This window comes from Flavobacterium sp., from assembly GCF_043722275.1.
GTDB lineage: Bacteria > Bacteroidota > Bacteroidia > Flavobacteriales > Flavobacteriaceae > Flavobacterium.
The window spans coordinates 1-5,236 of record NZ_JAYSPC010000024.1 but is presented as its reverse complement, the minus strand read 5'-3'; the positions used below and the strand labels follow the sequence as shown (position 1 = coordinate 5,236).

Here is a 5,236-nt window from a genome sequence, read left to right as displayed (position 1 = left end):
TTTACGAAGTAAATCTGTTTTATCCGCGTCAAAATTAGACGCTGATTTTACTGATTCGCTAAAGCGAAAACGCGGATAAAAACGGATTTTTCTAATTACCTTCTTGATTAAACTGTTGAGTAATTGTATAGATTTCCCCTTAACATAATAACATTGAGCTATCGGGAGTGGCATATTTTCCTAACCGTAGTGCACTTCAGTAATAGGTTTTAACTTTGGATCAAGTGTTTCGTCATGTTGCGATAAATCAAGTCCAATATGTTCATTTTCTTCAGAAACACGTAACGGAATAATAAAATTGGTTACTTTGAATAAGAAATAAGCTCCGAAAAAAGTAAAGATTGAAACCAAAACCAGCGCCATCATGTGGTGTGCAAAAACATTCCATCCGCCATGCAATAAACTTGCATCTTCGCCGTGAGCGAAAATAGCAGTAAGAATCATTCCCATAATTCCGCCAACACCGTGACAGGCAAAAACGTCAAGCGTATCATCAAATCTTTTAGAGAAACGACAATTCACAACCGAGTTTGAAACCAAAGCCGTAACAAACCCAAAAAACATACTTTCAGGAACAGATACAAATCCTGCTGCTGGCGTAATTGCTACTAAACCAACAACAGCTCCAATACAAGCGCCAAGAGCCGAAACTTTTCGTCCGTTCATTCGGTCAAAGAAAACCCAGGTTAACATGGCCGCTGCCGATGAAGTTGTCGTTGTTGCAAAAGCCATGGCAGCAATTCCGTTAGCGGCAAGAGCTGAACCCGCGTTGAAACCAAACCATCCAAACCATAACATTCCCGTTCCTAATAACACAAACGGAATATTAGTTGGGATGTGGTCGCTGTTTTTTCTTTTTCCTAAAACCAAAACTCCTGCAAGGGCAGCAAATCCTGAACTCATATGTACGACAGTTCCTCCGGCGAAATCTTTCACGCCAAAATAACTTCCTAAAACTCCCGTAGGATACCAAACCGAATGGCACAAAGGCGCATAAATAAAAATGGTAAACAAGCTTATAAAAAGTAAATACGATATAAAACGAACGCGTTCTGCAAATGAACCCGTAATAATTGCCGGAGCGATAATGGCAAATTTCATTTGGAACAAAGCAAATAACATAAACGGAATCGTACTGGCTAATTTTTTATGAGGCAAAACGCCCACATAATCCATGAAAGCAAAAGTGGTTGGATTTCCAAAGAAACTATAAAAATGTTTTCCGGAACCAAATCCTACCGGATCACCAAAAGCCAGACTAAAACCAACAACAACCCATAAAAGCGTTACAACGCCCAGACAAATAAAACTTTGTAACATTGTCGAGATAACATTTTTTCTACCCACCATTCCGCCGTAGAAAAATGACAATCCCGGAGTCATGATCAAAACCAGACAGCACGAAGTTAACATCCAGGCAACATCGGCAGGAACAATATGATCTGTTGTTCCAAATTCTGATAATACGTAACTATTTTGAGTAACAGTTGGCCAAAATGCCCCGGTAACACAAACAATACTTATAATAATAAAGGAAATGACCCAGCGTTTTTCTATTTTCATTTTTTCAAATACTTTATTTAACCCTATTTTTTTTGGGGTCAAAGTTAAAAAAAAATAAAGATTTTGATTTTCAGGGCTAGTAAAATAGAGGCTTGTCTTGTATTTTAGTTAATTTTGTAAAAACCGACTTGTTTTTTTGAGACTATCTTATTTTGAACTTCTAAATTATGGGTAAAATTGCCAATTGTATTATAATTAATTTAATACCGCACGTTGTAAAACGCTAGAAAAGTTAGGATTATAAAAACAAAGTTCAAAATTGTTTATTTTTTCTGAAGCTTCGAAATTAAAACATCTTCAATTGGCGCTTTTACCTTAGTAACCGCCTCAACCTCTTCATTTGGGATTGTCATTGATAAAACATAATGCTGGATTTTCCAATCCTTCCCAACTTTTACCAAAACACCGGAACCGCGACAAATTTTCATTTGCGTATTTAGCAATTCATCAAACCAAGCAATTTTTCCAGATTTGTCAAAAAAGATATTACGTTCAAGAGCCGTGAAATTCCACGTTTTTCCTTTGTCAAAAAATGGTTTTGCCCAAACTTTAAAATCTTTTTTAGTCCAATTTTCGGTTGCATCAGTTCCTATAAAAATTCCATCTTCGGCAATTAAATCAAAGTAAGCGTCAAATTTCACATCGGCAGCAGCCTTATGCCATATATCGAGAGTTTGATTGACTTTCTCTTTTTCAGATGTTTGGGCATTTGCAAAAGAAGCAACGAATAATAAAAGTAAAATTGATTTTTTCATAGTTTATCTTGTATTTGGATTTAAAGTTAATAATGATTTTTAAAGGATGGAAGGTTTCACGCAGATTTTACAGATTTAAGCAGATAAATTGCAGATTAAATTTATAAATCCTCTGAGTCCATCTGCTTAAATTTTTTTAAAATCTGCGTGAAACAAAAAACTTGGCGCCTTTGCGTCTTTGCGCGCAATTTTCGACGCAACGATTAAAATTTGCATAGCGCGAAATTCTTAAATTATCTTATATGACTTATATGGTGAAATCTTACTATATTTGAGGGCTCTAAATAAATACATCATGAATCCAAAAATACTCATCAGTTCACTAATTGTAACCTTCTTACTTTTTGTTTCTTGCAAGAAAGAACTGGAGCCACAGGAAAGTACGCCAACATCTGAATTGGTAAAACTAGGATTAGCAAAAGACACCACAAAAACACAACAATCTGTAGTTCAAAATCCTGCGACGAATCCCAATACCGTAATGGGCGCAACACAAGGAATAAATCCTGCACACGGACAACCCGGACATCGTTGTGATATTGCAGTTGGTGCTCCATTAAATTCTGCTCCAACACAACAAGCGCAAACCACAACAACCCAAACTACGCAAGCTGTGCAAGCAAATGCAGGTCAGCAACAAGTTGTAACTACTACAGTTGCAGCGCCGGTAAAAGTCGGGAAAGGCATGAATCCTTCACACGGACAACCCGGACATAGATGTGATATTCCCGTAGGAGCACCTTTAAATTCTGCGGCGCCAACACAACCGGTTGCCACAACAAATACAGCGCAAAGCGGAACTGCAACTCAAAATTTCACCGTAACGCCACCTGCAAACAACGCAGTTCCGGCTTTATTAAGTACCGAAGTTGCAACCGCAGATGGAATGAACCCTGCGCACGGAAAACCTGGACATCGCTGTGATATCGCAGTTGGTGCACCTTTGCCGAAATCATAAAATAAGCAAGCCCACTATAATTTAATAAATAATAATCTGGGCGTGCCACCAATAAAAAAAAGGGCCAACTATGCAATCGCTTAGTCGGCCCTTTTTTTATTGCTGTCGGGCTATCCGCGCTACTTCGGTAGCCAGCTTCTATCCCTCACGCAGAAACAGTTGTCAGTCTCAGTTTTCATCATGATATTGTATTCCTGAGCAAAGTCGATATGTCATCCTGAGCGAAGTCGAAGGAAACGTCCGAAGCTCGACAAAGATTGGCGACATACTTGCGTTCCTTCGACTTCGCTCAGGATGACATTGCGGATAATATTGGTAGAAAAACAATTATGTAAGCACAGCGTTCTATACATTTTTAACCAAATATATCACCAATCTTTGTACAAAACTTTGTGACCTTTGCGGTAAAATTTTCTTTATTCAATTTCAAAAATCGCCTGAATTTCCACAGCCGAATTTATCGGTAATGAAGCCGCACCAATTGTAGCTCTGGCATGTTTCCCTTTTTCTCCAAAAACCAAAGCCGTCAAGTTTGATGCCGAATTCATAATTCCCGCATGTTGAGTATATTCCGGAGTTGTATTAAAATATCCTGTCAATTGCACACATTGTTTGACTTTGTTCAAATCGCCTCCGCAAGCTTCTTTCAAAACCGCAATTACATTCAGCATCGTTTGGTAGGTTGCTTCTTTCGCCTGATCATCGGTAACTGTTGCGCCAACTTTACCCGGATTTAAAATTTTTCCGTCTTTTAAAGCCACTTGATTAATATACACTTTATGATCCGAAATCGTAAAAGGAACATAATTCCCAACAGGTTTAGGAGCTTCAGGAAGTACAATATTATTGTCTTTTAAAGTTTTATTGATGTCGATTTTCGTTTCAACCGAAGTTGTTTTTACAACTTTAATATTCTCTGTATTTTTCAATCCTGACGCAACTCTTGCCAAAGCTTTTCCTTGTTCTTTAGCCAGATTCAATTCGCTTTGTGACGGACGAATTCCTGTAGATCCCGCTAATGAAGTCGCCCCAAAAGGCGTATTTCCCTGAGGAATAGTTTTATCTAAAGTAGCCGTTCCCATAATTCCGGTTGGTACAATCACCATTCCGTGCGAAGCAAGAATATTCCAAAAAGATAAAATCGCAGCTTCTTTTCCTGCCCCAGATCCTGCTGACATAAAAACAGTTGCCGGTTTTCCTTCTAAAGTTCGGGCTGTCCAAAGCGGAATACTCTGACTGAAAAAGTAATTCATATCGGCACTAATATTCGCAAAATGAACCGGACTTCCAAATGCGATTCCGTCATAATTGGCTAATTCTTCTATGGTCGCAATTGGCAATTTCTCAACATCAGCATTTAATTTTTCTTTCGCGTTGATCGAAGGGACACGTTTTATTGTTGCTTTTGTATTTGGATAATCCTGAATACCTTCGGCAATTGCTTTCGCCATTTTGTAAGTTCCGCCATTTTGAGAATAGATTAAAACCAACACGTTTGTTTCTGATTTTGTTTGTGCGTTTGCGCCAAAACCTATAAAAATTGCGATCAATAATATGAGTAGTTTCTTTTTCATAAATGTATTTTAAATGTTTATTATAATGATTCCCAACAAAAGCATTTGTTTTTTTCTTTCAAAAATCAAGTTCCTTTTTTGGGACAGCAAAATTACTTCTTACAATCCCGAAAAGCGTTATTATTATCTTAATTTACCTATAAATCTAATTAATTTTATTCCGGCGGGCAATGTCATTAAGTTAAGGGGAAATCTATAAAATTACTTAACAGTTTAATCAAGAAAGTAACTAGAAAAATCCGTTTTTATCAGCGTTTTCGCTTTAGCCAATCAGTAAAATCAGCGTCTAATTTTGACGCGGATAAAACAGATTTACTTCGTAAAAACGCGGATAAAAACGGATTTAATTTGCAATAATTTTATTTTTTAAAAGCTTAACTTAATGA

4 protein-coding genes are annotated in these 5,236 nt (G+C 37.3%); 1 reads left to right on the top strand and 3 read right to left on the bottom strand.

All coding sequences use genetic code 11. The features are described 5' to 3' along the window. Nucleotides 1-180 precede the first annotated feature (180 nt). Together ACHZDT_RS02960 and ACHZDT_RS02955 are read right to left on the bottom strand one after the other, a co-directional pair. Nucleotides 181-1,563 (bottom strand): ammonium transporter, encoded by a 1,383-nt coding sequence (locus tag ACHZDT_RS02960; protein WP_394773174.1) that lies wholly within the window; start codon nt 1,561-1,563, stop codon nt 181-183. Nucleotides 1,564-1,826: 263 nt separating this feature from the next. After that, a complete protein-coding gene (locus ACHZDT_RS02955; protein ID WP_394773173.1) occupies nt 1,827-2,318 on the bottom strand; it encodes a nuclear transport factor 2 family protein in 492 nt (163 codons plus the stop codon). A 295-nt stretch (nt 2,319-2,613) separates the two neighbouring features. Between ACHZDT_RS02955 and ACHZDT_RS02950 the strand changes: the two genes are divergently transcribed. Continuing rightward, the gene (locus tag ACHZDT_RS02950; RefSeq protein ID WP_394773172.1) at nt 2,614-3,276 is read left to right on the top strand and encodes a hypothetical protein; all 663 of its coding nucleotides are present in this window, start codon (nt 2,614-2,616) and stop codon (nt 3,274-3,276) included. Nucleotides 3,277-3,692: 416 nt separating this feature from the next. On the opposite strand, the gene wrbA is transcribed toward ACHZDT_RS02950, so the two are convergent. Further along, nucleotides 3,693-4,850: an NAD(P)H:quinone oxidoreductase gene (gene wrbA / locus ACHZDT_RS02945; protein ID WP_394773171.1), complete on the bottom strand. Its 1,158-nt coding sequence runs from the start codon at nt 4,848-4,850 to the stop codon at nt 3,693-3,695. Nucleotides 4,851-5,236 lie beyond the last annotated feature (386 nt).

Excerpts from the sequence above, each read along its gene's own strand:
- ACHZDT_RS02960 (WP_394773174.1), bottom strand. The coding sequence starts at position 1,563 with ATGAAAATAGAAAAACGCTGGGTCATTTCCTTTATTATTATAAGTATT.
- ACHZDT_RS02955 (WP_394773173.1), bottom strand. The coding sequence starts at position 2,318 with ATGAAAAAATCAATTTTACTTTTATTATTCGTTGCTTCTTTTGCAAAT.
- ACHZDT_RS02950 (WP_394773172.1), top strand. The coding sequence starts at position 2,614 with ATGAATCCAAAAATACTCATCAGTTCACTAATTGTAACCTTCTTACTT.
- wrbA (WP_394773171.1), bottom strand. The coding sequence starts at position 4,850 with ATGAAAAAGAAACTACTCATATTATTGATCGCAATTTTTATAGGTTTT.